Here is a 26,076-nt window from a genome sequence, read left to right on the forward strand (position 1 = left end):
AACATATCATCTCTCGCGTGTTCAATGGAGGGAATGGTATGAGTTCTATCATCACGGTAAACGAGCTTGTGAAACAATATGAAAAGGCAAAGGAGCCTTCGGTGAAAGGCGTGAGCTTTCATGTGAATGAGGGAGAGTTTTTCGCGTTTCTCGGCCCCAACGGCGCGGGCAAAACGACGACGATCTCCATCCTGACGACCACGCTGTCCAAGACATCCGGCAGCGTGACGATCGCGGGGTACGATGTGGAAAAGGATGCGCAGCATGTAAGGGATAAAGTGGGGATCATCTTCCAGCAGCCCAGCCTTGATCCTCAGCTCTCTGCGGAGGAAAACATCCGCTTTCACGCCTGTCTTTACGGCATGTACGGCTATCGGCCCACTTTCAAAATGATGCCCGCCGAATACCGGAACCGCGTCATGGAGCTTGCCGAGATCGTCGGCATCGAGCATGCGCTGTTTCAGCCGATCAAGAAGCTTTCGGGCGGAATGCAGCGCAAGCTGGAAATTATCCGCAGCCTGATCCACACGCCGAAAATCCTGTTTCTTGACGAGCCGACGCAGGGGCTTGACGCAGTGAGCCGGCGCAGCCTCTGGGAGTACATCGACAACGTGCGCAAGCAGAACGGCACGACGGTTTTTCTGACGACCCATTACATCGACGAGGCGGAGAATGTCGATAAGGTCTGCATCATTAACCACGGGGAAATCGCGATCACCGGTTCGCCGGACGAAATGAAGTCGAGCCTTCTCAAACAGGAACTCGTCGTGGACGCGCAGGATAAGGATGGGTTGATCCGTGAAATTACGAATATGGGCCTGAGCTATCACGTTGACGGCCACATCATCGTTCCTTATCAGGACAGAACAGCGCAGAATATCATCGCGCGGCTTGAGACGAAGCTTACGGTGCTGAAGATTCAGGAGCCGTCGCTCGAGGACGCCTATGTGGAATATCTGATGAGAACGGGAGGCGGGGCGGCATGAGCGAGCTTGTATTACAGCAGCCGAAAATCAAATCGAGGGCCATGAAAGAACTCAACGCCGTGGCTACCATCGCGGCAAGGGACATCACGTTGTTCTTTAAGTCGCCGGGCATGATCATTATGAGTTTGGCCATGCCGATTCTGATGATGGGGATGCTGGGCGGCAGCCTTGCGCAGAATATGGCGGCCGGGCTTGGCTTTAATTATGGCAAATTCATGCTGGTGGGCATGCTCGTCAATATGCTGTTCATGTCGACAACGTCCGGCATTTCGTCACTAGTGGAGGACCATTTCACCGACTTTACCCAGGAGATGATGATTTCGCCCGTTTCCCGTTATTCCATCGTGATCGGGAAAATCATCGGTTCGTCCTTCGGGGCGATTGTCAGCCTGATCGGCACTCTGGTGGTGGGGCTTGTCATGGGCATCACGCTGCCCGTATCACAGATTCTGGCCGTTCTCGCACTGTCTCCGCTCATGTGTCTGTCGGCGGGCGCGCTCGCCATGATTGTGATTGGGCTGATCAAGAGCAACAAGATGGCCAATCTGGCGGTCATGCTGATCACCATGCCGCAGATGTTCCTGTCCGGCGCGATTATCCCCATCAACAATTCCAGCGGCGTGCTGTTCGTCATCAGCCGTCTGATGCCGATGACCTATTGTCTGGATCTTGTGCGCGCCGTGGTTTATGCCGGAACGCCGGAATATGACAGCGTGGTGCTGTTCAACCCCGCTGTCACGCTCGTCGCCATTATTGCGATCACGGTGGTATGCCTGATGATCGGCACCCTTTTCTTCGCCAGAAGCGAAAAGAACAAGTGAGCAGAGCTGACCCAATCCATCATCAGGATTCCAATCAAACCAAGCCAAAAATATATCAGGAGGATTGATACCATGAATGACAAGGATTTTGCTTTGAATGAACAATTTTCCCGCGTTACCCGCCTGCTTCTCAAAGAGCGGCTCCGCAGCTTTCAGGCGAGCGGACCGGATGGCTGGCGCAAAAGACTGCTGGCGCTGATCAAGGCGCACCCGGAAATGACAATGAAAGAGCTGATCGAAATGCTGAGCCGCCGTATGCCCGCGGGGGAAGAACTACTGCTGGGACTCGAGCAAAAGGGGTATATCGCTCTAAAGTCCATTGATGGCTCCGATGACAAGGCCGTGGAACTGACGGAACTCGGTTTGAAAGAAGTGGCTGAATACCAGTGCTTAAGCGATGTGTGGGGCGTTCTGAGCGACGATGAAAAAACTGTCCTGAGCGGATTTCTGGCCCGTATGATCGACGAGCTTCAGAAAAAGGCCGGATCAGAAGAGGATTCCGACTTCGATAGAAACGAAGAATGGGTCGCAAGACTCCGGGGCATGTGCGACCATGATGGGTTTAACCGCATGCGCAAGCTGCATGAGCATTTCATGTCCCGAAAAGGCCTGCACGGGTATTCTCCGTACGATCACGATCTCCGCGCTTTCTGGGGATAAACGCCGGGCAAGCATAACTGATCCAATCGATCCGTACACAAAACCAGGCGCTTCCGATTCGCTGCTTTGCCGGCGAATCGGAAGCGCTGTTTTACGGATATCTGTACAGAAGAACTTGGACATCTCGAGATAATTGGCACAATCGTTTACATGATATGGCGTTTAATATTATCGGCTTTTCCGAGTAAATTGGGTATTCCTTTTTTTGCCTGAATTGGGTAATATAATATTAGGGCAACACGGGAGACATGTTGCGAAAAATAAGATAGAAACGCTGCTGCTTTTGTTGCGCGCGGCGTCGTCTGGCAGCGGAAAAACAAAAAATGGAGGATTTCTGCCGTACCGGTTTCGGAACAAAAAGAAAATCCTTCGGCCGCTTTTCAATGGGAGGAATAGAATGCTGAAAGAATTGAAAGAACAGGTCTGCTGGGCAAATCATCTGCTGCCTGAATACGAACTGGTTACTCTGACTTGGGGGAATGTAAGCGGAATCGACCGGGAACGCGGGCTGATGGTCATAAAGCCAAGCGGTGTAGATTACCCGCAGCTGACGCCCGACAATATGGTTGTGCTGGATTTGGACGGGAATATCGTCGAGGGTGAGCTGAACCCGTCTTCTGACGCTTCCACCCATCTGGTTTTATATCGCAGTTTTTCAGAAATCGGCGGCGTTGTGCATACCCATTCCACCTATGCCACAGCGTGGTCGCAGGCCAATCGCCCTATACCGGCCTTTGGCACAACGCATGGGGACTATATGTACGGCGAAATTCCCTGCACCAGAGCGATGTACCGTGAAGAAATCCAGGACGATTATGAACGTCGTACCGGGGACGTGATCGTCGAGACCCTTCAAAAGCTGGGCAAGAATTCTGAACAGGCCCCGGCTGTGCTGGTGGCAAACCATGGGCCGTTCGTCTGGGGGGCTGATCCGGTGCAGGCGGTGGAATATGCGCTGATTTTGGAAGAGGTCGCCAAAATGGCCAGCCTTACGCTGCAGATCAATCCGGATGCAAAGCCGATGCCGCAGGAGCTGATGGACAAGCACTATTTCCGCAAGCACGGGACGAATGCCTATTACGGGCAATCGCATGGCCGGCGAACCCGTTTGTAAACTAAGACCAGGGCTTGAGAGTGCTGAAAGTGCGGCAATGCCCGTCAATGCAAAGAGGCCGACGCCATTGCGGCGCCGGCCTCTTTGCATTGACGGCATACTAGCCGATGGAAGGGGAGTATGGGAAAACATCTGCGGCCATACATCTTTTGAGCGGATTCGTTTCCACGTCAGAAATACTGCGCCGCAATTGCGGGAAAATCATGGTAATCGTCTACGCGCACAAAATGTACGTCGGAGTGAAGAACAGCCTCGTCGTTTCCGCCCGGGCCGTAATCGTCTCCGAAATAGACAATCTGTTCGGTAGAAAACCCGAATTGTTCGCACCATCGCTTCAGCGCGTAATATTTATCGAATGGTTTTGGTGCGAAATCGAACGAAGAAGAGCCTCCGATAAACACATTGTATTCCGGGAAAGCGTCGCGCACGGCAGGATAAATCAGCCGCCTGCGGCTGCGGTTCAGGTCAAAGGCCAGTTTGTCCGCGGGGCCGGCCCTGGTGCCGAGCAACGGGAATGTCAGGCAGCCGGAGTCGTGGTATTCCACATTGTCCCCGGTAAACTGCGTAAACCCCAGGGCTTTGCGCAGCCGCGTGACGCGCTCCTCAATCAAAGGCCGGTTAATCGGCTGTGTTTTATGAAAAACCATGTTCAGTCGTCCGTTTTCATACCGGGCAAACTGCATGCCATAGTTGCCCAGTATGTCGATGGGATAATGCTCCATCTGCTCAAAAATACGCGCGCACATCCCCGCGCCCACCATCAACAGCCGGAAGCGCTTTGCCAGCTGATCCAGGGCCGCGCGATGCGCCGCACTCAGCGGCGTTTTATGTTGGGTTAGAGTGCCATCCAAATCAAAGGCGGCAACCCGCAGCAGCTTGGTGTCAGGCATAAGGTTTCCTTCCTTGCCGCTTACAAAAGCGGAATCATTTCTTTCACAGAATCAAAAATTAAATCCGGATGAACATCAGATCCATCTATATCCTTCAGTGCGGCTTCGCCGCTGAGCACCAGAATCCCGGTCAGCCCGTTGTTCACCCCGGCGGCGATATCGGTGTACAGGCGATCGCCTACCATTGCGGTCTCCTCCGGAAGGCTGCCGGTCTGCTCCAGCGTAAAATCAATGATGGCGCGGTTGGGTTTGCCGATGATTTCGTCAGGCCAGCGCCCGGCCGAAGCGTGGATAAACGCGTGAATGGCCCCCGAATCGGGGACAAAGCCGGTTTCTGTCGGGCAGTTCAGGTCGGGGTGGGTGCTCAGGTACGGCAGGCCTGCGCGAACAAGGTCGCATACTCTGCACATTTTGGCATAGGTCAAAGAGGTATCGAAAGCGGTCACCACCAGATCGGGGTGATCTTCTTCCAGCGGGATGCCGAGCGAAATAAATTCTTCGCACAGCTGGGGGTTGCCAAGCAGAAATACCTTTTTGCCAGGGTGATGTTTTTTCAGATAGGCGACCGTCGCATGACCGGAGGTCACCAGCTGCTGCGGCTGAATGGGCAGCCCCATGTCTGCCAGCTTTTCAAAATAACACCGGGCATTTTTCGAGGAGTTGTTTGTCAAAAAGCAAAACCGGCGGCCGGTTTCCTCTATCCGATGCAAAAATTCTCTGGCCCCGTCGATCCAGCGGCTGCCCAGATAGACGGTTCCGTCCATATCCAGCGCAAAGCAGCGGATGCGGGACAGCCTGTTTTCGGAATCCTGATTGATAAGGTACTGCATCCTGATCTCCTTTGGCGCACGGCGCGTGGTGTTGCCCGCCCATTCCCTGCGAGGCGGCGGGGAAATAGGGCTATTCGCAGTAGGGAAGGTCGATCATGCGGCGGATGCGCATCAGCGTCATGCGGTTGCGCACGCAGGGAGAATACTCCATCAGCTTCGGCAGGGCAGACTGCGGAACCCCCAGATCGGCAAGCGTGGATTTCATGCCGACATCGCGGTACAAAGACTGCAGCTCGTCTGCCGCAGGAATTTCCGCAATAATGCTGCGAATTTCAGCCCAGTGCTCGATCAGAGCTGTCGGGGTGACGGGTTTCATACAACTGTCCCGGTTTTCCTCTGAAACAGCGTCGGTCAGGCGCTCGCCGAAAATGGGGAAGAGATAATAGCGGTCGGGAAAACGATAGGTATGTACATGCGGGGCAATGTCTTCGGTTTCGGCCAGATGATGATATTCCCTTGCGACCAACAGAGTGGCGGCGCCCACCTTCTCGCCGTGCAAAGCATTTGAATGAACGCCAAGCCCATCGGGTTCCATTTCGATCAGATGTGAAATGTGGTGCTCCGCACCGGAAGCCGGACGGGAATTCCCCATCAGCTGCATGGCGAGGCCGCTGAGCAGCAAGCCGTAAGTCAGCTCTTCATATGCCTCTTCGTTGCGGTCGGCCAGACGGCGCGCGCTTTGGTAAACGGCCTGCACTGCCTTGCGGGTCATAGATTCGATCTGCGGGCAGAAAAACTCACCGGATACCGCGGACGAGATTTTCCAGTCGGCAAGGGCGGTATATTTGCCTAAAATGTCGCCGACACCGGACAAAGCAAGATACGCCGGCGCTTTGCAGATGACATTCAGGTCGGCCAGCACCAGGGCGGGGGCGACGCCGGGCAGGGTCTTTTTAAAACCGTACCACGTCATGGCGGATACTGTGGAGCAAAAACCGTCCACTGTGGCCGCCGTCGGGCAAGAGATAAATAAAATACCGCGGTCATGCGCACAGTAGCGGGTAATGTCGTGAATGGTGCCGCTGCCGACCGCAATCAGAATAGCGATGTCGCCGCGCAGCTGCGACAAAACCTTTTCTACCGCAATTTCGTTGGCGTGAAGGTTTTCAGGGGCTAAAATAATTTCCTGTTCGGCGCGCGGGCGAACAAGCCCCTGCGCGTGATAAGTGTTTTCGTCGTAAATGGCGGCGCGGGGTCCCTGCAGCCCAAACTGCTGAAGGTAGTCATCCAGTTGGTTTAGGCAGCCGGCCTGTATTACCGCAAGGTTTGTATCCATACTGTGGTCGTGCCCACAGGCGCAGGCGCCGCTGTATTTTTTACTGTCGATCATCATCGCCGAAATCACTCCTTGTTTTAGATGAAAAATCTGGTTGATAGGCAGCACACGTGTTGTGGAAAATTTCGATTCCATTATAACGGATCGTGTTTCGATTGTCTATATAAAATCGTAAAAAATCGTAATAATTTGAAAAACGTTATTTGGGTATTTTTAGCAACAAAAAGTGTGTTAATTAATGTTTTAACATAATATTACTAAAATAAAAGGTTGTATCCTTATAAAATTGATCAATTATCCAAAAACAAGACCGATTTTTTGGTGGTTGCTTTCATTGACACACTTTTTACACATCATTATAATAACTATATACACTTTCGAATTGTTTCGAAAAGTGGAGCGGAGGCAAAAAATGCTGAGAGATCAAAGAATGCAATTTATTATGGATGAGCTGAAGGCAAACGCGTCGGTTACGGTTACCGAGCTCAGCGCACAGCTGCAGGTGTCTGAAGTGACGGTTCGCAAGCTGCTGGCCGATATGGAAAAGGAAGACCTGCTGCGCCGCACCTGGGGCGGGGCGGTCAGCCTTTCCGGTTCTTTGCGCGAACGCTCTTATCAGGAAAAAGAAACGCTGCATGTGCTGGAAAAACAGGCCATTGCACAGGCGGCTTACGATTGTATTAAAGACGGCGAGGCCATTTTTCTGGATACCGGCACAACGACGATCGAGCTGGCCAAACTGATTGTCGAAGGGCCGAAACGCCATATCATGGTATGTACCAACGCCATCAACATTGCGATGGAAATGACACGTGTGCAGGATATTGAGGTGATTGTCGTCGGCGGTGAGCTGCGGCCGAGTATCCATTCCTGCGTCGGGTCGACAACCGAAAATTCACTGAAAAAAATGTTTTTTGATAAAGGGTTCATTACGGGCGACCATTTTACCGTAGAGCGCGGCTATTCCACCCCCAGTCTGCGGGAATCGGAACTCAAAAGGGTGGCGCTGGCGGCCTCGAAAGAAAAATTTATCCTGATGGATTACAGCAAATACGGCAACGATTCGCTGATGCAGATCGTGCCGGCCGGTGAAATCGACGTTTTGGTAACAGACTGGCATATGTCGGATGCAGTAGCGCAGCATTTTGAAGAACAGGGAATCAGTGTTTTGCGCGGGCAACCGCAGGCCGCCGTAAAATAGCGAAGCAAAAGCGAGGGAGGAACATCCATGAGCATCAACATCAACATCAGCCATGCCTGTAAAAAGTATGGCGATGCTGTCGTGATTCCGGATCTGGACCTGAATATTCGTGCGGGGGAATTCTTTACATTGCTTGGCCCATCGGGCTGCGGTAAAACAACGCTGCTGCGCATGATCGCCGGGTTCAATTCGATTGAGGGCGGTGACTTTTACTTTAACGACCGGCGGATTAACGATCTGGACCCTGCCAAGCGTAACATCGGTATGGTGTTCCAGAACTATGCGATTTTCCCGCATCTGTCTGTGCGCAAAAACGTAGAGTTCGGTCTTCGGAACAAGAGCTTCCCGAAGGATCAAATTCACGATCAGGCGGAAAAATTTCTGAAGCTGATGCAGATCGAAAGCTTTGCCGACCGTATGCCGGACCGTCTTTCCGGCGGGCAGCAGCAGCGTGTGGCGCTGGCCCGCGCGCTGTGTATTCAGCCCGACGTTTTGCTGATGGATGAGCCGCTTTCCAATCTGGACGCCAAGCTGCGCGTCGAAATGCGCACGGTTATCAAAAACATCCAGCACAATGTTGGAATTACGACGGTGTATGTGACGCACGATCAGGAGGAGGCAATGGCGGTTTCAGACCGCATTGCCGTCATGAGCGCCGGTGTGGTGCAGCATGTCGGCACGCCGAAAGATCTGTACCAGCGCCCGGCCAACCTGTTTGTATCTACCTTTATCGGCCGCTCGAACGTGATGGACGCAAATCTTGAATTGAAAGATGGTCTTACATATCTGCGTCTGAGGAATTATACGGTCGAGGTGCCGCATGTTCTGGAGCAGTACCGGATTCCCGGCCCGATTAAGGCTTCTATCCGGCCGGAGGAGCTGCTCATCAACCCCAAGTGTACGCCGGGCATTCGCGCGGTGGTGGATGACTGCGTGTTCCTTGGCCTGAATACCCACTGCTATATGCATCTGGAAGACGGCACCGCGGTTGAGTGTATTGAAGAATCCAAGCTGGGGCAGAGCTACGAAAAGGGGACAGAGCTGTCCCTTACGGTCAACATGACAAAGGCCAATCTGTTCGCGGCAGACGGCTCGGCTAATATTCTGGAGGGCGTGCGCAATGACTGCGACGCCCGGTAAGAAAGGACGGGCGCAGAAATGAAAACAAAAAAGATGGAAGTCTGGACCGGTATCACCTTTCTGTTTCTCGGTCTTTTCTTTTTGTTCCTGATTTACCCGATGTTCGGCGTTCTGCAGCAGTCCGTGCGGGATGCGAACGGCAGCTTTTCCCTGGCGCAGTTCGCCAAATTCTTTTCCAAGCAGTATTACATCAATACCGTTCTGAACAGCTTTAAGGTCAGTATTGCAGTTACTTTGGTAACGCTGCTGATCGGGATTCCGTTTTCGTATTTCTATTCTTTCTATCAGCTTAAGGGGACAAAATTCCTCTTTGTGTTGGCGGTGCTGTGCTGTATGTCCGCCCCGTTTATCGGCGCGTATGCGTGGATTTTGCTTTTGGGGCGCAGCGGCGTAGTAACGCAGGTGCTTGAGGGGCTGCTCGGCATTCATGTCGGCAACATTTACGGGTTTAACGGGATTCTTCTGGTGCAGGCGCTCAAGCTGTTCCCGCTGGTGTTTGTCTATATGAACGGCGCGTTCAAAAATATTGACAATACACTGATGGAGGCTTCCGCCAATATGGGCTGTGTCGGCATCAAACGCTTTTTCAATGTGCTGATGCGTCTGTCGATGCCTACGGTCTTGGCGGCGGCGCTGCTGGTCTTTATGCGTGCGTTTGCCGACTTCGGTACCCCGCTGTTGATCGGTGAGGGCTACCGTACCTTTCCGGTGGAGATTTACAACCAGTATCTGGGTGAAACCGGCCAGAACCACAATTTTGCGGCGGCGATCAGCGTGATCGCCATTGTGGTGACGGCCCTGGTGTTTCTGCTGCAGAAATGGGGAACCAGCAAATTTAAATTCTCCATCAATGCACTGCACCCGATCGATAAGAAAAAGCCGAAGGGAATTCTGGGCGTACTGATGTACCTGTACAGCTATCTGCTGGTGCTGATTGCGTTTCTGCCCCAGGTGTACATTATTTATCTTTCGTTCCGCAACTGCGATCAGGCGGTGTTTAAACCCGGATTTTCTCTGGACAGCTACCATTTGGCCATCAAAAAGCTGCTGGTGCGCTCTATCAACAACACGGTGCTGCTTGGCATCGGTTCTCTCATCATCATCGTGATTATGGCCATCCTGATTGCCTATCTGGTGGTACGGCGCGGCAATGTGTTCAACCATGCGATCGATACCATGTCTATGCTGCCGTATATTATGCCGGGCTCGGTCATCGGCATTGCGCTGGTCATTGCGTTCAATCAGAAGCCGATGGCGCTCACCGGCACCATGACCATCATGATCGTTGCCCTCGTGATACGGCGAATGCCATATACCATCCGTTCGGCAACCGCAACCTTGATGCAGATTTCCCCCAGTGTGGAGGAGGCCGCCATCAGCCTTGGCGCATCAAAGATGAAAACTTTCTGGAAGATCACGGTGCCGATGATGTCGAGCGGCATTGTTTCAGGCGCAATTCTCAGTTTTGTTTCGATTGTGACGGAAATGTCCAGCGGTATTATCCTGTACAACAACAAAACAATCACTCTTACCATGTCGGCCTACGTGGCCATCGGGCGCGGCAACTACGGTCTTGCCTGCGCGTTTTCGGCAATCCTTACGGTACTGACGGCAGCCATCTTGCTGGCATACCTCTTTATCAGCAAGGATGAAGACATCAAAATGTGATTCTGGCCGGGTGGCCTGAAATAAAAACGAACAAAAAAAGGGGATAGTTATGAAAAAGGTAATTGCGTTTTCTACGGCCCTGTGTATGCTGGCATCACTTGCGGGCTGCGGCGGTAATGCGGCGCCGGCCAGCTCGGCGGCTGCGGCAGAAAGCACGGCTCAAAGTGAGGCTGGCCAGACCGCCTCCGGTGATCTGGTGCTTTATTCCACAATGACGGAAAATGATCTGAACGTTCTGCTTGGACTGCTCGAGAAAAAATTCCCTGACCTGAATGTAGAGGTAGTAAACGGCACGGCAGGCGAGCTGACCGCCCGAATCGATGCAGAAAAGAACAACCCGCAGGGCGATATGATGTGGGGCGGTTTGGATGCTTCTGACGGCGATCATTACACCGATCTGTTCGAGCACTGGCTGTCGGATTATGAGAGTACCGTGCCCGAGGAATACAAATCTCCCAATGGTTTTTATAACATGGATCACCTTTCCACCGCCGCTTTCTGTGTCAACAGCAAACTGGAGAAGGATTTGGGCCTCGAGATTGACAGCTATGAGGATCTGCTGGATCCGAAACTGAGCGGCAAAGTCCTGCTTGCCGACCCGACCTCCTCTTCCTCCGCGTGGAACAACCTGTCCAACATTATGTCTGTTTACGGCAATGATTCCAAGGAGTCTTGGGATTATATTGAAAAAATTCTGAAAAACAAGCTGGTCATCGCTTCTTCTTCCTCCGCGTGCTTTAAGAGCGTAGAGAGCGGCGAGTATGTTGTGGGCATGACTTATGAGGACGGCATCGCCGCTCTGATGAAGTCCGGAGCGCAGAATATTAAGCTGGTTTATCCCAAAGAGGGCACCTCCGCCTCCGTTTTCGGCACCACAGTCTTCAAGGGAGCGCCTCATGCGGAGAATGCAAAAGCCGTCATCAATTATATTATGAGCCCCGAGGGGCAGAAGGCTTTGGGTGAAGGTCTTGGCACCCTGCGCATGACAACCCCCGAAACGATTGATTCCAAATATCTGCCGGCTACTGAAAGCATCAAGTGGGTCAAACGCGATACCAAATGGCTGACCGAAAACAAAGAGCAGATTTTGGAACATTGGACCAATCTGTATACCAACTGAGGAACCTGATCCGGTGAACGGGTCCGGATAATGCGGACGGAACAAAAAGTACCCCATGCAGGATTTCGAGTTTTAAACAGGGCTGGCGCAACGCAAGTGGCGCCAGTCTTGTTTTTATCTGGGTGTGCTCATAGTCATAGAAATGGATACACTCATCCATCATCCGATTGGCATCGGCAAAGGTCCGAAGTTTGTGCCGGAAAATATATTCTACTTCAAAATTGAGAAGATATTTTCAACTATGGCATTAGCATTGTCATAGCAATTCCCAGACTACATTAGGTAAGAGGTCATAATGTTTTGTTAGATCAAGTATGCGTATGATGTGTGATGGAAACCTTAGTCGCTGTGGAGCTGCAACTCCGCAGTGACTTTCTTTATGCGCAAAGTAGTTTTGAGATTTCGATATCATTGATCCCATCCGCTTCCTGTGCCAGAGAGAAATTGTTCATCACCAGTTCTTCGGTAGGGCAGAGCCTGCAAAAGAATAGTAGCAATCGCCCGCAAAAACGCTACTTTTCTGTTTCCCAAATAAGCCCTGCCAAAAAATGGATTACTAATCCAGTAAAAAGGTTGCAAAACTGGAAAAAAATATGGTATGGTATTGATTACGAGAAAAAGTAAAAACTGTTATAACCAAGAGACTTTCTGTTAATGGAAAGCCGCGAAGGTTTGGCAGGATTCGATTGCAAAATGAATCACAGCAAAAGAATTTGTGAGGGTTTATCATGAATGAAAAAGAAGTTTCAGAAATCCGCCGCCGCTTTCGGACAGAAAAAAATAATATTCGGAGTATACGCGGATGCTACGTGAACACCAAGGGCGAAATTATCTCTGAATTTAATCAGTCCGTCGCATTGATGCCTCAGGAGGAGGCGGAAAATTTTATCTCTATCCTGAAAAAAACACTTTCGGGTACTCTAAATAAGAACCTGATCAATATGGAGTTTTCCACGCAGCAGGTGGTCGACAGTGAAGAACACCGCTTGTTGATGGCGCTGAAAGACTCTTCTCTGAAAGATGAGGACGTCATACACCGCTTTTTTCAAAATGTGATTGCTTCTATTGCACTGGATGAGAATTATCTCATTCTTTTGACCCATGATACTTATGACGTTCCGTTTCGCTCCAAAGATGGACAAACACAGGACGACAATTCCACCGAGGTGTATTCTTATATTTTGTGCAGCATTTGTCCCGTGAAGCTGACCAAACCGGTGCTTGGATACTATGTAAATGAAAACACGTTCCGCAACTGCAAAACGGATTGGGCTGTTTCCCCGCCAAAGCTCGGATTTTTATTCCCGGCATTCGACGATCGGAGCGCCAATATTTACAGTACGCTTTATTATGTTCAGGACAGCTCCGAAACCTATGCTCAATTTGTCGACACCATGTTTCACTGCAATGTTCCCATGCCTGCCGCGGAACAGAAAGAGACATTTCAGAGCATCTTATGCGAATCGCTTGAGCGCGAATGCGACTTTGACACCGTATGCGCCGTGCAGGAACAGCTGAAAAATCTGATTGAGGAGCACAAGGCCAATAAGGAAGAAATCCCGCTGACTGTCTCCAAAGGCCACGTCGCGCGGATTCTTGAGACTCATGGAGTCTCTAAAGAGCATATTGAAAGCTTTGAAAAGCAGTTTGACGAACAGTTTGGCCCCGAAACCAATCTGAGCCCGAAGAATCTGGTAGAAACAAACCAGCTGGTGGTAACTGCGCCGAACATAAAGATTCAGGTGAACGGAAGCACGGATCATCTGGTGGAAACACGTGTCATCAACGGTGTAAAATATATTATGATTCGTGCGGAAGACGGCGTTGAGGTCAACGGTGTTCCGGTACATATTACCTGATGCTTTTTCAGCCAATCAGCTGAAAGAGATGTGGTATTATGCTGAGCGGGTGCGGCCCGGCAAATCAAAACCGGATGAATGGATGGGAAGGATAACATGAGTAAAGAAATATGTTTTATTGCGGACTCCTCTGGCGGGCTGCCGAGGGAGGTTGTAGAGCAGCATCAGATGAAAGAGGTGCCGTTTTACTTTAAATTTCAAAATACAGATTACTACTGCGAGAATGTCGATTACAGTGCACGCGAGTTTTATGAGCATATGGAAAAGAACCCTGAGGATGTTCCCCAAACCGCTGCGCCCAATGTGAATGATTGGCTGGCCGCGCTGGAGGAACGGTATATCCGGGGTGCCAAAGATTTTATTGTGACAACCATATCCTCCAAGCTTTCCTCCAGCTTTCAAACGGCTTCTCTGGCGAAGAATGTTTTCATCGAACAGCATGAAGACGTACAGGTTGAGGTGATCGATTCGAACACCTGTGCCTGTGGACAGGCCTCCCTTGAAATCGCAATTGCCAAAATGATAGAAAGCGGTAAAGATTTTCGGGAGATTGTCAGCAGGGTGAATCAGGCGGTGGGCAGCATTACCACGCTGTTTGTCGTGAACAATCTGAAATATATGGAAGCCGGAGGAAGAATCGGGGGAGCGACCGCCTTTTTGGGGAAGCTGGCCCAGATCAAGCCGGTGTGTGAATTTATCAATGGCGCCGTCCGCCCGGTGAAGGCCGTGATCGGCAGAAAAAATTCCCTGAAAACGATGATGGATATTGCGATTTCGCGTATTTCCGATTGGAGTCAATTGATTGTCACCGTTCAGAACGCGGAATTTTCCGAGGATGCCGATTACGCCATCGATTATCTGAGAAAAGCGGCGTCCTTTTCCGGACAAATCTACCGGAGCGATCTGGGGGTTGTCGTAGGGGCGCATTCCGGCCCCGGCGCCGCGGGAATCGGCTTGGTAGAAGCAGGCCCGCTGCTCAGGTAGATCGTTTGCTGTCCTTTTCTGTTTTCAGTAAGAAAAGCGATAGCCGTCAGTCCGCAGAAATCCAGTGTTTCTGTGGGCTGACGGCTAAAGCGAATCATAATCGGGAAAAAAGGCCGCCCTTTTATGGGCGGCCTTTTTTGAAATACTATAAATTCAGTGATTACACTGATTAGTTCAGGTTCAAAGCTTCTTTCAGCTTCGCGGTAATGAATACACCGATGTCGCGGGAAGCATCCAAGCTCTGAGCGCCCAGATGAGGAGTAACGATAAAGTTATCGCACTCGAACAGGGGGGAATCAAAGGAAGCACCCTCGCCCAGGCCGCCGGCTGCCAGCTCATTTTCCATTACGTCGGTGGCATAGCCGCCGATTTTGTTGGCCTTCAGAGCCTCATACATATCCTGCTCGTTGACAATGCCGCCACGGCTCATGTTCAGCACGACAGCGTCAGACTTCATCTTGGCAATCGACTCAGCGTTGAACAGATTCTTGGTGTCGGGGGTCAGCGGGATGTGAATGGAAATATAGTCGGAAACCTTCAGCAGTTCATCAATATCCATGCCCTTGGCGTTCTCTTTCTCAAAGTCCTCGGGCTTCAGGAAGGGATCGTAAGCCACTACGTTCATCAGGAAAGCGCGGCCCAGCTCGCCTACGCGGCGGCCGATGCGGCCAAAGCCCAGAATACCCAGTGTCTTGCCTCTCAGTTCGCTGCCGACAAACTTATATTTGTCCCAGTTTTTGTTTACCTTAACGTCGGCGTCGGCGGGAATGGTGTGGCGGGCGATATCCAGCATCTTAGAGAGGGTCAGCTCTGCTACGGCGTTGGCGTTCAGGCCGGGTGCGTTGAACACCTGAATGCCCTTTGCCTTGGCGGTCTCCAGGTCAACGTGGTTCAGACCGACGGAGCAAACGCCGATCACCTTCAGGTTCTTGGCTGCATCTAGAATTTCCTTGTTGATGGCGGGGTCAACACGCATGACCAGCACATCGTAATCGGGAATCAGTTTGGCCAGCTCCTGCTGGGAGGGGAGCATGTGGGTATCAACCTGCATGTACTTGCCGAGCTCTTCCGAAATAGAGCTATGGACAGCGTCAATAATGAGACATTTCATGAGAATCTTCCTTTCATTTGTATCACAATTTTCACAGCGCGTTCCGTTGTTTATTCACGAAACAACGCCGCTTTTTATGAGTAATTCAATCAATCGGCATAAGAACAGTGCCAAAAGAACTGGCACGATGAGGAATAACTGACTCTGCTGCTTTATCATTGGATTCAGCTTTGAGAAAAACGCGGTCCCATGACTTGGGAAGAGTTCCTGGAAGCTGGAATCTCATGCTTTCAAACGTTCAGATCAAAAGCTGGCAAAGAAACAAAATTACAATTTAAACAATCTTACTTATTGTAGCAGGAAGAGATATGTTTGTCTAATACAAAAAACTTGATCTTTGCATATGGCTTTTTCTATGGCATGTTATTGAATTTTATATAGCTTGACAAAAATTGTGCCGAATCATACTGCCGGTGTAAAAATTGTGCCGCTAGCCGCTATATAGTTCTTATGATAAAATAAGAGCTACAAATAAACTCAAAAAAACTCAAACAAATTATATAATTTACGAAATAATTTACTTTTATATTTTATGAAAGTGTGCTATGTCCGATTCGAAAGAGAACAAGGTCATTATAAAATAAAATTATGAACAATCATTGCATGGGAAAGGGCGACAGAAAACGAATAATTGCCTGCTAAGGGAGAAAAGCAGAGCCTTCTCCCTTTCTATCCTTTTTATTATATAGAAGACGGACACCCCGCAAAAGCATCAATCTTTTAGGGCGTTGGTTCGTCTGCGGAAAAATTCAGATTGTTTGGTTTTTCTGCTGCTTTCTATCATTAAGAAGAAGGCTGCTCATTGGCCTTCTTTTCCTTATGCTTACTAATCAGGGCGATTCCTAACAATACAAGAGGGATAAACAGCTGAAACGGCAGCGCATAGTAAGAATAAATATCAAAGGCCCATTTTACCATTTCTATGGTGTTTTTATAAATTCCGTTCGCCAGCAGAATCATCAGTATGCCGATCGGCATAACGACAGAGCGAAAATGATTCAGGCCGACCAGCTTTTTAACCCCGGTACTGGCGGCAAGCAGACAAATGCTGATTTTAATAAAAGCCCCAACCACGAAGACGATCGATACCGTGATTTCCATACGCTGTAAAAAATCGCCGATGCGGATTCTTCCCACCGCAATATAGGAAGGGAAATAAGGGCTCTGCTTTAAGGTGGCCCCCATAACCATAAGATTTCGGAAGGTGACGGTCAGAATAATGAATGCGCCTGCAATCAGTCCGCCTAAAAAGGGCTTGTAGGGAGCTTTTTTATTTGCCGGACAGCATAAGACGGCGGCAAATAGAACAGTTTCAGCAAAAGGGAACGAAAAGGTGGAGAAAGCGCCTTCCAATACAGGTTCCCAGCCGTCCGCCAGAATCGGCGTTAAAAACTGCAGGTTCAGCTGGGGAATGCACAGCAGCTGCACAATGAAAATGATGGCGACGATAATGGGAAGCAGGAAGAAGGCGCTGCGCCCCAAAACCTCGATTCCTTCCTTGACGATCCAAATACAGGAAACTCCCATCAGCAGAATCGGCATGATCATAGGGGTTTCCGGCATGGCCATCATATTGACAAATTCACCGAAATTGCGCAGCACCATAGCGCCCAGGTGGAAGGCGTACCACGTGTACAGCAAAACGAAAAGCCGGCCTACCCATTTTCCGAAAACAAGGAATAAAATATCGAACAGATTCTTTCCGGGGAACAGAGAAAGCAGCTTGATATATACCATTAGCGTAGGCACGGCCGCAGCCAAAGCAATCAGGATGGCAATCCATTTATCGATTTCAACCTGCGCGGCCACTCCGACGATCAATGAGCTGCCGATAACAAACAGTACAACCATACTGAACAGCTGATGGTTTGTGATGCGTTCTTGATTCATATATCATCCTCGCGCTACAAGCCATAGATTTTTGTAATGAGCTGTCTCAGGGGATCTGCCGGGCTGGGCAGATCGACTCCCAGAGAGAACAAAACCGCCACAATCAAAGAGACAGCTAAAAGACTAGTGGAGACCCAGAATTCTCTGCGCGTCCCGTCTTTATAAACAGGAATGGTGTCGATCAGGACAATGAACGCATACCCGAGTAAAACCAGAGCAAACACTAACCGACACCCCCGAAAATCGTTTTTTCCTGGGTCGCGCTGTTTTTAATCATGACCTTTGGAACTACGGTCACTTTCAGCTTCGGGAAAATCGTATCCCAGTCAGCCTCTATTTTTTTCCATTTCTGAGATTCGGTACGATAAATATAATTTCCAAATCCGAAAGTATCGCAGTCGTATTGGTTCTGAACCAGACGAATCGTAGCCTCGATATTATTTTTCAGATACACCTGTGCGGCCTCTTCCAGGGCGGCAATCAGCTTCTCGTCAATCTCACCGGGCGTGCCCTGCAGCTCGTCAAGGGCTACGATTGTTTTCATCGTGATCTTTATTTCTGGAACCGAATTCGTCCAGCTGGTTTCAAATCTTGTCTGGTTCTCAAAGATTTCCAGGGAAACGGACAGCTTTTTCCCCTGATAGTTGAGCGGAAAAGTCAAAAGCCCCCCTTCGATTCGGTCCTGTACAAAAAGAAGATTCTTGGTGTCGGCTCCATCCAGAAAGCCGACAAAAACAGAATCATGAAACAGCGCGGCCCCTTCTACCATAGGGGTCTGTTCTTTGCTGTCGTCCCAGAGCATCACAGCGGGGGTTTGCGGGGAAATGCCGGGAGAGATCAGGTCATTGGCAAATTTCCAGGTCTGTGTTTTTCTGGCCTTTGACAAGCTCGTCTCGTTTTCGATCATTGACTCCAACGTAAAAGAGATAATATTGCCGCTGGGGTTATCTATTGTGAAAATATCCTTTGCAGGCATTCCTTTTGCCACAAACAGTTCAATATCGGTGCGGGTTTCTGAATCGCGGTTCAGCCAATCCATTACGTTGATCATTTCGTCCCGGGCAATCTCTTCGCTGACGACAATGACTTGCGTATGGCTCCAGTATAATTTTTTCCCGATAATGGAGATACCGTCCCGAACAGCGTCGAAAATCGTGTTTCCGGAGGAGTGGATAATGTGGGAATCCACCATTCGTTCCTTGCCGCTTTTGGCGTCTGCGATCTCCATCGTGAGTTCAAATTTATCATCGGTGCCCTTGTCGATCGCTACCCCTGCCACGATCCCCAGATCCTCCAGCAGCCGGTAGTTCCAACACCCGCACAGGCTGGAGAGCAGCGGAACAATGAGCAGCAAAGCAATGATTTTTCGTATGGAGGTCATCTTACGTTCCTTTCTTTGCGTGCCGACTCATACGCACTCTGTTTTTGGAAGCGATCAACTGGGGCCGCAGGCGCATATACCACCACGGCGCACGGATGAGGGTATCTTTGATGTCGGTGTATCGGATGGAGCCTTCCTTCAACATATAAGGAATGCCAAAGGAACGGATGCTCATCAGGTGTGTGATAAGACACAGCGCACCGAAAATAACACCATAGATCCCCATAAAGGCCGCCAGGATCAAAAAGACAAAGCGCAGTACCAAAATAGCGCCCTGCACCTTTGTGTTCATCAAAGCAGAGATCCCTGTCAGGGCGACAATGATGATCATAGAAGGGGCGATAAACTTCGCGTCCACTGCGGCCTCTCCCAGCACAAGAGCTCCGACGATGCTGACGGTCTGCCCGATTGCAGTGGGCATTCTGGCGCCCGCCTCACGCAGGATTTCGAAAACGATCAGCATCAGAAAGGCCTCGATCACAGTGGGGAAGGGGACGTCGTAGCGTCCCGCCGCAATACTGAGCAGCAAAGGCGTCGGGAGCAGCTCCTGATGAAAATTCGTCAGACTCACATAAATAGCCGGGACAAACAGTGCCAGAACCGCGCCGAAAATACGCAGCATCCGATTGAAGGAAGCAAAAATAAAATTGTTATAGTAGTCCTCGGGCGTCTGGAATAGTTCTGGAAAAATAAAGGGAACCGTCAGGACAAAGGGGCTCCCATCCACAACCAGCGCGACCCGGCCCTCCAGCAGCTTGCCTACAATGGAGTCCGGGCGTTCGGAATGTCCGATTGTGTCAAAGGGAGAGAAGGGGGAATCCTTGATGATCTCCTGAATATATCCGGAATCTACAATTCCGTCGATATCCAGTTCGTTCAGACGGTGCTCCAGTTCTTTTACGATTTGATCGGAGGCAATGTTTTTCAGGTAGCAGATGCAGACCTTTGTTTTCGTTACCCTGCCAATATATTTGTATTGGCATTTTAAATCGGCGGAGGTAACTCTTCTGCGGATCAGGGACAGGTTGACCAAAAGCTGCTCGGTAAAGCCGTCCCGCGGCCCCCGCACCGCCTGTTCGGAGCTGGCCTCTTCTACGGCGCGGCTCTCCAGGTTTTTGCAGTAAATAATAATTGCCTTTGGGGAGCCGTCCAACAGCAAAACAGCGTTTCCCACCAGCACTGCGTCTGTGATTTTCTGAAGATCCTGGGTAAGACACAGATTGCTGGCGAGGAGCGCCTTTTTTTGCAGTTCTTCCAAATAGTCGGTGCGTGTGTAACGGGGAACATCGCTGCTGATCACCTGTTCGATGACATATTCATCCAGAATCTGATGGTCGGTCATTCCCTCCACATAAATCACGCAGCCCTGGATGGCTTTCTGCGATTTGTTTTCCAGAATTCGGAACTGTATCATATCGTCCGATTCGAAAATGGAGCGGAGGGTCGCCAGGTTTTCTTCCAAAGAGAAAGTCAGCTCTGTGCCGCCCGGTTGTTTTTGCTCGTTGGGTGGGCAATCCTCTTCCTGCCCTTTTCGTTTTTTCCATAAATTCATTTCCAATCACCGGTTGTTATTTTTTCCAAATTTTCCTGAAATAAACAGGGCAGGCAAGGGAATCCACTGCGGCATGGCCGGTGTTGTTGTGTTTCGTGTCAAGCGCGGTTTCACTTTCCGCTTTGTCGGTACTTTCATACGGATGCGGGGGTTATTCCATTGTGGACAGATTACAGGGAAATGGGGTTTTTATTGTTTTCATTTATATCGCTAAACAATAAAGGCGTGATTATAATTGAGTCATAAGCCGATTTAGCGCTGTAAATGATTAAGGAGGTATCACAATGAATTGGGGTGCAATCGCAATTGTCGTAGTATATTTGCTGGTAACTTTGCTGCTGCCGCTGTATACTGCAAAGAAAAATACGGTCACCAACACGGATTATACCGTTGGCGGCCGTCAATTCGGGACTTTATTTGTATTCTTCACCTTGTTATCCACTGCGGTAGGGGCGGCGTCTGTAGTGGGATATACGGGCTGGTATTACCAGAGGGGACTATCACAGCTTTGGTTTGTGATCGGTGTTGCCCTGAGCTACTTGATCTACATTCTGTATCTGGCGCCCAAAATCAGCGAGTTCGGGTTTCGGCATGGCGGCGAAACAGTAGGGGACTGGTTCTGTTATCGCTACGGAAAAGGGTCTCAGTTCCTCTGTTCGATGATTATCATGATCGGCTATCTGGCAATTACTGCATTTCAATATATGGCGATGGCTTCCATCTTTGTCAAGCTGACGAATCTGTCTTATGCAACCAGCCTGCTGATTACAGCGGTCATTGTCATTTTACATACTGCTTACGGCGGATTATGGGCAGTTGCCAGCAACAATGTGTTACAGGGCTCTATTACATTGGTCGGGTTGGTGATTCTGGCGTTCTGCTTGGTAAACAACGCGGGTGGGTTGAGCGCTGTTTTTGCTTCGGCGCCTGCCGAGCATTTTCAGCTTTTCGGTTATTTTACTCCTGGCGTTGCGATTTCTTCCGCGCTGGTATTTTTGCTGGGAATTATCTCCTGGCCGGATATGTGGCAGCAGTGTTATGCCGCAAAGGATCAGAAAACCCTGCGCAAGTCCATGATCCTGTTTTTGATCGCGCTGTTTGTCCTCTGCGGGGGAATCATGATGATTATCGGGTTCTCGGCCCTTTCTCTGTATCCGGGTTATGAGACTCCGGAAAGCATTCTTCCCTTTATGGTAATGGATCAGTTCAATACGATCGTGGGAGCGCTGTTCCTTTCGGTGCTGCTGGCGGTTATTATGGGCGGAGCCGATACGCTGCTGCTGGTCAGCTCTATGATTCTTCATAAGGATATTTATAATCGGATCCGGCCGCAGGCCAGTGAAAAGGAAAATCTGCGGGCCAGTAAAATAAGTTCTCTGGTTTGCGGAGTGATCGTAATGTTCCTTGCGATTGTCGCTCCCTCCATGTTTGACCTTTGGGTCATGAGCGCGGATCTGATGGGTGCGACTCTGGCTGTACCGATTCTTCTGGGCTTTGCGTGGAAGAGACCCTCGGCTTTGTCCGGCCTTGCTTCTATCATTGCCGGGCTGGTCGGATGGGGTCTTGCCTATACCGGAATCATCCCCGCAGACGGTATCACCTTGGGGGCGGGATTCTCTCTGGCGGCATATATTCTGGCTGCCTATTTGAAACCCAGCAGCAAGGAGGAGAACACAATAATTGACCAGGTACAGGGAGAAATATGATTCCTGTTGGAGCGGCAGTTTTTCGGTCTGTACCGGTTTACTGTAAAACGGTACAGACGACTGACCAATCATTGAGATAGCAAAATCGTGAAATCTGTCTGCGGTTATATCGCAGACAGATTTCAAATATCATACGAATGAAAGGCGTGAGTACGTGCTGTACGATTTGGTGATAGAAAATGGGAGAATCATTGATCCGGAAAGCAATCGTGATGAGGTACTTTCCATGGGAATTACAGATGGCCGGATCCAGGCAATGACTTTGCAAAAGCTTACCGGCCGCCAGGTGATTGATGCGTCGGGTTGTGTGGTAAGCCCGGGTTTTATCGACATTCATACCCACGAGGACTATGCTGTGGTGCCCTCTGCGAATGAAGAAGAAAACAAAAGCCTGCCCAAGCTCACCGCCGACGTTATGCTGCGGGCGGGAGTGACCACAATGCTGGGGGGCAACTGTGGGATAGGAGTGTATCCTTTTGAGCCGTATTATCAAAAAATATCCACAAGCACCCTTCCGATTCATTATCTGGCCCTGATCGGGCACAGCGCTCTGCGGGAATGGTTGGGGATCGGCAGATATCACAAGCCTTCTTTTCAAGAGAGAGAGCTCCTGCGGGAAATGGTGCGCGAGGGCCTGAAGATGGGGTTCTCGGGGGTATCCTTCGGGCTGCAGTATGCACCGGGCACTACCAAAGAGGAGATGATGGACGCCGCAGAGATCATTCGTGAGTATGACGGTTTTCTGGCTGTTCATATGCGCTACGATTATCCCGCGATGGCAGAAGCAGCAGTTGCGGAGATGATGGAAATTCTGGAGGAGACCGGGGTGCGCATGCAGCTGTCCCACCTGGCGGCCAATATTTATGGGAAAGACCATATGAAAAGGACACTGGATATCATGCAAAAAATGAATGAACGGGGCTTTGATGTGCGGGCGGATATGTATCCATACGACACATGGGCTACTGGAATCCAGTCTGCGGTTTTCGACGGCGACCCTTTTCATATTTATGAATTTACATATGAGGATATCGAGATTCTGACTGGGCCATGGGAAGGAAAGCGCTGTACACCCGAGCTGTTTTCCCTTTTGCGTAAAGCGGGGGAAGATACCACGGTCGCCTGCCACGGGGCCACCCCTTGGGCAGATATTGTGCAGGCGCTCCGGCATCCTTTGGTATTTATGGGAAGTGACGCGATCATTACCAGAGACAACGTCTTGGGGGCGATCAAAGGGCATCCTCGCAGCTCCGGCAGCACCGCGCGCTTTCTGCGAAGGTTCGCGATCGAGGAAACTATTCTGGATTTGAAAACAGCCTTGGCAAAGCTGACCATTGACCCGGCCAATCGGCTGAAGCTTGCATCAAAAGGGCGGCTGCAAGAAGATAAGGATGCGGATATTGTCATATTTAAGCCGGAGGAGCTGATGGAAAAGGGCGGATATGGTATGGATATTTGTGCGCTTCCTCCCGAGGGGATTCGCTATGTGATCGTAAATGGAAAGCTCGCTTACACGTGGGAGGACGGATTGCAATTTACACAGGAGATCATGAAAAATCAAAAAACTTTTGAATAAAAACTCGGCTCTGTTTGGTTGCCTTTATCAATGCTGCGGCTGGGAACTTTTCCGATGTTGACAGTGGAAAAAAGGCGTTGTATTCTGTTCTTAACAAGCAATCCTTTTTTGATCCAATTTCCCTTTATCGGCCTTCGAAAAGGGACCCTTTGATGGATCGGATACGCGGTCATTTTCTATAAAAAGTTGTGAGGAAAGGCAGGCTGATAACGACTGAACGAATATGAGCCGATCGAACTTCCGCCATCAGAAAAAGACAAGCACGCGAGGGCGTGCCGGGGCTGGGTGAGCTATGGACAACGAGCAGAAATTAAAGTCTTACAACCTGTTGGTGAAAATGGGCCGGAACATTACGTCTTCTCTCAACAGCGACGCCATTTTGGATTATATTTTACGGGAGGTAATCAAAGTGTTTCCTTCCGCAAATGCCGGGGTGCTGTATTTGTACGATGAGGAGAAGAAGGTTCTGTGTCTGCAGTCCTGTGCGGGATTTCAAAATGAAATACTGCTGCATCAGATTCCTCCAGGGATAGCAATCAGCGGAAAAACCTTTGAACGCCGCCAGTCGGTTATCATTAACAGTGTGGATGAGCTGGAGGCATATGTGGGCCCAACAGACATTCCACTGTCTCGGTTTGGACGAAGCAGGGATTCTACCGAATCCCCCAAAGCGGTAATGTCTGCCTGCCTGATTATTCATAATCAGATCATCGGTGTGATTACTGTCGATAATTACAGTCTGGACCAGAAGTTTTCGCCGGAGGATCTGGAACTGCTGGAAGCCGCCGCAGACTATGCGGCGATCGCGATCTTTCAATCCAATATGATCAAAAAGGAAAAGCATTATATTCTGGAGCTGCAAAACCGGAAACGGGATTTGGAGAAAATGCTGCTGATACAGAATAATTTTACCGATATTATTGTAAGGGGAATCGGTTTTTCAGAAATACTGGATTATCTCGAAAAGGTGATTTCGTTCCCGGTGGTCCTGTATAATATTCTGCTGGAGCCGGTGGCCTATTCCCCTAAGGGGGTGGACTGTCCGCTGCCTTCCAGCTTTTTTCATTTCAGCCGATACAATGAGTTTGTAAAAAATAAACTTCAAAGCATTATGGATTACAAAGATGAGGATGGCACCTATTTTATTTCGCCTGTCATCGGAAAAAACAAACTATTGGGCTTTCTTACTGTGTTTACCAATACGGATGAACTGGACGAATTGGAAAAGCTGGCGCTCAGCTACGCATCCTTGGTAGTGGCACAGGAATGGCTCAAACAGGACGAGCTGTTTGAGGTATCCCAGAAAATCAAGGGCGACGTGTTCCACGGTGCTTTGTCTGGTGTGATTGATAAAAGCCTGATTCTTCACGCGGAAAAGCTGGGACTCGACTATCGGGATTATTTCGGCGTGATTATTGTAAAGGAGGATTTTTCTTCCTGCGCAAATTTGTTTGAACAGGCCGCCCGTTCGAATAAGCTGGTCAAAGACATCGTTTCTCTTTTGGGGAAACGGGGGATTAATGGAATTGTAGTGCCGGAAAGAAATTTGATTTACGTCATGGTTTCTTTTTCAAAAAGCGCCCTTACCAAACAGCAGCAAACAGTGGAAGTTGGCCGGGAGATTCTCAGGCTCGATAAAAATATTCAGATCACCGTCGGACAGTTGTATGAGAATCTTTTGAATTTATCCAAATCATATCGGGAAGCGTGGGAGTGCTTTGAAATAGTCGAGAAGTATCCCACTTCTTCCAAGATTGTTAATTATGAACAGCTGGGAATCCTGTATTTGATTTTGAAGCTCAGCGGAGATGAGCTGAACAGCTATATTGACAAAGTGCTGCAACCACTGTTGGAGTACGATGCGCAAAAGAATGCGGGTCTGATGAATACTTTGCAGGCCTATATTAACTTTAATAAAAATATTAAATATGTGGCTGAGTACCTGAATGTCCATTATAACACTGCGTATTGGCGGGTCAGAAAAGCCGAACGACTTTTGCAGCAGGATTTTGACAGTACACAGGATTGGTTCAATATTCAGGCGGCTTGTATGCTGTATGGCATCATCCACAAGAATTCCGATTATTAAAAAATGCTTTACCCATGAGAAAGCCCAGATGAAAGGTCTGCTGGGCGAAGAAGATGAATGCCTTTCTGATGCTTGGCGGTTTGCTGTTTTTGAAGTATGGAGTATCTGCTTAAAACACATAAAATGTTTTTGGCATACCAAATATTCTTTTGATTCCCCCGTGTGGTCATAGAACTTCGGCTGCATTTTTGGATGTTTCGGTAAAGCACAGCGCACAAAGAA

22 protein-coding genes are annotated in these 26,076 nt (G+C 49.7%); 14 read left to right on the top strand and 8 right to left on the bottom strand.

Annotated elements, in window-relative coordinates; translation table 11 throughout:
* Positions 1 to 38 precede the first annotated feature (38 nt).
* The 4 genes from HMPREF1141_RS06605 (at position 39) to HMPREF1141_RS06620 (ending at position 3,581) form a co-directional block, all read left to right on the top strand.
* Positions 39 to 986, top strand: a complete 948-nt coding sequence (locus HMPREF1141_RS06605; RefSeq protein ID WP_009062365.1) for an ABC transporter ATP-binding protein — start codon at positions 39 to 41, stop codon at positions 984 to 986.
* Positions 983 to 1,807 carry an ABC transporter permease gene (locus tag HMPREF1141_RS06610; protein ID WP_009062357.1) on the top strand — a complete coding sequence of 275 codons (825 nt, stop codon included), beginning with the start codon at positions 983 to 985 and terminating at the stop codon, positions 1,805 to 1,807. The genes HMPREF1141_RS06605 and HMPREF1141_RS06610 overlap by 4 nt, the downstream gene beginning before the upstream one ends.
* Positions 1,808 to 1,879: 72 nt before the next feature.
* Positions 1,880 to 2,467 (top strand): hypothetical protein, encoded by a 588-nt coding sequence (locus HMPREF1141_RS06615; protein WP_009062309.1) that lies wholly within the window; start codon positions 1,880 to 1,882, stop codon positions 2,465 to 2,467.
* 397 nt (positions 2,468 to 2,864) lie between these two features.
* Entirely contained in the window at positions 2,865 to 3,581 is a 717-nt protein-coding gene (locus HMPREF1141_RS06620) for an L-ribulose-5-phosphate 4-epimerase (protein WP_009062252.1), read from the top strand.
* 170 nt (positions 3,582 to 3,751) lie between these two features.
* On the opposite strand, the gene HMPREF1141_RS06625 is transcribed toward HMPREF1141_RS06620, so the two are convergent.
* The 3 genes from HMPREF1141_RS06625 to HMPREF1141_RS06635 all read right to left on the bottom strand — a co-directional run bounded on the left by HMPREF1141_RS06625 (position 3,752) and on the right by HMPREF1141_RS06635 (position 6,712).
* Positions 3,752 to 4,471 (bottom strand): HAD hydrolase family protein, encoded by a 720-nt coding sequence (locus tag HMPREF1141_RS06625; protein ID WP_009062345.1) that lies wholly within the window; start codon positions 4,469 to 4,471, stop codon positions 3,752 to 3,754.
* Between the two features lie 20 nt (positions 4,472 to 4,491).
* On the bottom strand, positions 4,492 to 5,301 hold the full coding sequence (locus HMPREF1141_RS06630) for an HAD-IIA family hydrolase (protein ID WP_009062319.1): 810 nt from the start codon (positions 5,299 to 5,301) through the stop codon (positions 4,492 to 4,494).
* A 70-nt stretch (positions 5,302 to 5,371) separates the two neighbouring features.
* Positions 5,372 to 6,712: a sn-glycerol-1-phosphate dehydrogenase gene (locus HMPREF1141_RS06635; RefSeq protein ID WP_009062302.1), complete on the bottom strand. Its 1,341-nt coding sequence runs from the start codon at positions 6,710 to 6,712 to the stop codon at positions 5,372 to 5,374.
* A 277-nt stretch (positions 6,713 to 6,989) separates the two neighbouring features.
* On the opposite strand from HMPREF1141_RS06635, the gene HMPREF1141_RS06640 reads away from it, so the two are divergent.
* From HMPREF1141_RS06640 to HMPREF1141_RS06665, 7 genes are all read left to right on the top strand, one after another.
* Positions 6,990 to 7,778: a DeoR/GlpR family DNA-binding transcription regulator gene (locus HMPREF1141_RS06640; protein ID WP_009062269.1), complete on the top strand. Its 789-nt coding sequence runs from the start codon at positions 6,990 to 6,992 to the stop codon at positions 7,776 to 7,778.
* Positions 7,779 to 7,805: 27 nt separating this feature from the next.
* Complete coding sequence (locus tag HMPREF1141_RS06645) at positions 7,806 to 8,918, top strand: ABC transporter ATP-binding protein (protein WP_009062351.1); 1,113 nt, start codon at positions 7,806 to 7,808, stop codon at positions 8,916 to 8,918.
* 18 nt (positions 8,919 to 8,936) lie between these two features.
* The gene (locus tag HMPREF1141_RS06650; RefSeq protein WP_009062273.1) at positions 8,937 to 10,586 is read left to right on the top strand and encodes an iron ABC transporter permease; all 1,650 of its coding nucleotides are present in this window, start codon (positions 8,937 to 8,939) and stop codon (positions 10,584 to 10,586) included.
* Positions 10,587 to 10,635: 49 nt separating this feature from the next.
* On the top strand, positions 10,636 to 11,706 hold the full coding sequence (locus HMPREF1141_RS06655) for an extracellular solute-binding protein (RefSeq protein ID WP_009062221.1): 1,071 nt from the start codon (positions 10,636 to 10,638) through the stop codon (positions 11,704 to 11,706).
* 330 nt (positions 11,707 to 12,036) lie between these two features.
* Positions 12,037 to 12,330 (top strand): hypothetical protein, encoded by a 294-nt coding sequence (locus tag HMPREF1141_RS17340; protein ID WP_155863541.1) that lies wholly within the window; start codon positions 12,037 to 12,039, stop codon positions 12,328 to 12,330.
* A 104-nt stretch (positions 12,331 to 12,434) separates the two neighbouring features.
* Positions 12,435 to 13,565 (top strand): DUF4317 domain-containing protein, encoded by a 1,131-nt coding sequence (locus tag HMPREF1141_RS06660; RefSeq protein WP_009062298.1) that lies wholly within the window; start codon positions 12,435 to 12,437, stop codon positions 13,563 to 13,565.
* A gap of 96 nt (positions 13,566 to 13,661) precedes the next feature.
* Positions 13,662 to 14,549 carry a DegV family protein gene (locus HMPREF1141_RS06665; protein ID WP_009062315.1) on the top strand — a complete coding sequence of 296 codons (888 nt, stop codon included), beginning with the start codon at positions 13,662 to 13,664 and terminating at the stop codon, positions 14,547 to 14,549.
* 169 nt (positions 14,550 to 14,718) lie between these two features.
* Here HMPREF1141_RS06665 and HMPREF1141_RS06670 read toward each other — a convergent pair whose 3' ends face one another.
* From HMPREF1141_RS06670 to HMPREF1141_RS06690, 4 genes are all read right to left on the bottom strand, one after another.
* On the bottom strand, positions 14,719 to 15,660 hold the full coding sequence (locus HMPREF1141_RS06670) for an NAD(P)-dependent oxidoreductase (protein ID WP_009062290.1): 942 nt from the start codon (positions 15,658 to 15,660) through the stop codon (positions 14,719 to 14,721).
* A 783-nt stretch (positions 15,661 to 16,443) separates the two neighbouring features.
* The gene (locus tag HMPREF1141_RS06675) at positions 16,444 to 17,550 is read right to left on the bottom strand and encodes an endospore germination permease (RefSeq protein WP_009062214.1); all 1,107 of its coding nucleotides are present in this window, start codon (positions 17,548 to 17,550) and stop codon (positions 16,444 to 16,446) included.
* A 223-nt stretch (positions 17,551 to 17,773) separates the two neighbouring features.
* A complete protein-coding gene (locus tag HMPREF1141_RS06685; RefSeq protein ID WP_009062373.1) occupies positions 17,774 to 18,931 on the bottom strand; it encodes a Ger(x)C family spore germination protein in 1,158 nt (385 codons plus the stop codon).
* 1 nt (position 18,932) lies between these two features.
* Positions 18,933 to 20,483 (bottom strand): spore germination protein, encoded by a 1,551-nt coding sequence (locus HMPREF1141_RS06690; RefSeq protein WP_009062248.1) that lies wholly within the window; start codon positions 20,481 to 20,483, stop codon positions 18,933 to 18,935.
* A gap of 284 nt (positions 20,484 to 20,767) precedes the next feature.
* Between HMPREF1141_RS06690 and HMPREF1141_RS06695 the strand changes: the two genes are divergently transcribed.
* The 3 genes from HMPREF1141_RS06695 (at position 20,768) to HMPREF1141_RS06705 (ending at position 25,854) form a co-directional block, all read left to right on the top strand.
* A complete protein-coding gene (locus HMPREF1141_RS06695) occupies positions 20,768 to 22,189 on the top strand; it encodes a sodium:solute symporter family protein (protein WP_009062336.1) in 1,422 nt (473 codons plus the stop codon).
* A gap of 226 nt (positions 22,190 to 22,415) precedes the next feature.
* Positions 22,416 to 23,765 (top strand): amidohydrolase family protein, encoded by a 1,350-nt coding sequence (locus tag HMPREF1141_RS06700; RefSeq protein WP_009062284.1) that lies wholly within the window; start codon positions 22,416 to 22,418, stop codon positions 23,763 to 23,765.
* 292 nt (positions 23,766 to 24,057) lie between these two features.
* Positions 24,058 to 25,854, top strand: coding sequence for a GAF domain-containing protein (locus HMPREF1141_RS06705; protein ID WP_009062349.1), 1,797 nt, complete (start codon positions 24,058 to 24,060; stop codon positions 25,852 to 25,854).
* Positions 25,855 to 25,862: 8 nt separating this feature from the next.
* Here HMPREF1141_RS06705 and HMPREF1141_RS17620 read toward each other — a convergent pair.
* The coding region (locus tag HMPREF1141_RS17620; protein ID WP_207636035.1) for a hypothetical protein at positions 25,863 to 26,076 on the bottom strand (214 nt) is incomplete at its 5' end.

It is taken from the genome of Clostridium sp. MSTE9, assembly GCF_000277625.1.
Taxonomy (GTDB): domain Bacteria; phylum Bacillota; class Clostridia; order Oscillospirales; family Acutalibacteraceae; genus Faecalispora; species Faecalispora jeddahensis.